Origin of the sequence: Xanthobacter autotrophicus (assembly GCF_030015065.1) — a bacterium.
GTDB lineage: Bacteria > Pseudomonadota > Alphaproteobacteria > Rhizobiales > Xanthobacteraceae > Xanthobacter > Xanthobacter autotrophicus_D.
The window spans coordinates 1-831 of sequence record NZ_JAIVFN010000280.1 but is presented as its reverse complement, the minus strand read 5'-3'; the positions used below and the strand labels follow the sequence as shown (position 1 = coordinate 831).

Here is an 831-nt window from a genome sequence, read left to right as displayed (position 1 = left end):
AGCCAAAAGTTCCCATTTTTGCATTTCTACCTCTTAATCCTTGTGGAAAAAGTGAAACCACCTTCGTTTTCGAAGCTCAGTTTCAATTCTTAGTAACTCTCTCTGGCGAGCGAGTTTGTTTGCACTAAGTTCTAGTTCAGCTGTACGTGCTGCAATATTTTTTTCTAAGGCACTTGCCTCATCGACTAAACCTTGGATTCTTTTTTCAATCTCCTCTAGTCTTTCACTGCTACTCGAAAGGAGTTTCTCTCCATCCTCGCGAAGAGAAACACGGAGCGCATCGACCATCTTGGGAAGCAGCTCTGCGATAACTAGCGCGTCTCGGTTGGCGGCAGTTACTTTCTCTGCTGCTGTCTCAATTTGATCCGCCAGTTGGCCCACGTCGCGCATCGCGGCGGACAGCGCAGTGGGCCAAGCGCGCCGAAAATCATCAGCGCGCAGGCCCTCATCCATTTTCTTGGCCTTCGAAGAGGGGGATTGATTCGAAAACCTTTTTGATATTGCGCGAAGCAAAGCGGCTCAGATCGTAAAGAACGATCTCTTGCCCAAGTTTGGCAAGACCTTCGTCGTCTCCTGCTTTACGCAACTCAGCCTTCTTGGCAGTGAAGTTGATCTTGTTATTAATCACATCAAAGATCGAGCGCTCATCGTTTTTAAGGATCTCGAAGGCCTCCGTGGAAAGAATCGCTTGCTCAGGGACAAAAAAACCAAACTGGCGTGCCTTGTAAATGAGCGCGAAGTCACTTTCAAATGACTCGGGGTCAGTGACGTTGTTTGGGAGAAGCACAATCTTTTCAGGCTCTATGCCGAGGTCCTTAAGAGATTGAGCTG

Annotated in this window: 2 protein-coding genes; both read right to left on the bottom strand. The window is 48.1% G+C overall.

Translation table 11 applies throughout. The features are described 5' to 3' along the window. Window positions 1–33: 33 nt before the first annotated feature. Complete coding sequence (locus K9U40_RS23095) at window positions 34–453, bottom strand: hypothetical protein (protein WP_160012640.1); 420 nt, start codon at window positions 451–453, stop codon at window positions 34–36. Then, a partial coding sequence (locus K9U40_RS23090; RefSeq protein WP_171410728.1) for a hypothetical protein occupies window positions 446–831 on the bottom strand: 386 nt, incomplete at its 5' end. The genes K9U40_RS23095 and K9U40_RS23090, both read right to left, overlap by 8 nt.

Coding starts and splice junctions, on each gene's coding strand:
- K9U40_RS23095 (WP_160012640.1), bottom strand. CDS start 453: ATGGATGAGGGCCTGCGCGCTGATGATTTTCGGCGCGCTTGGCCCACT.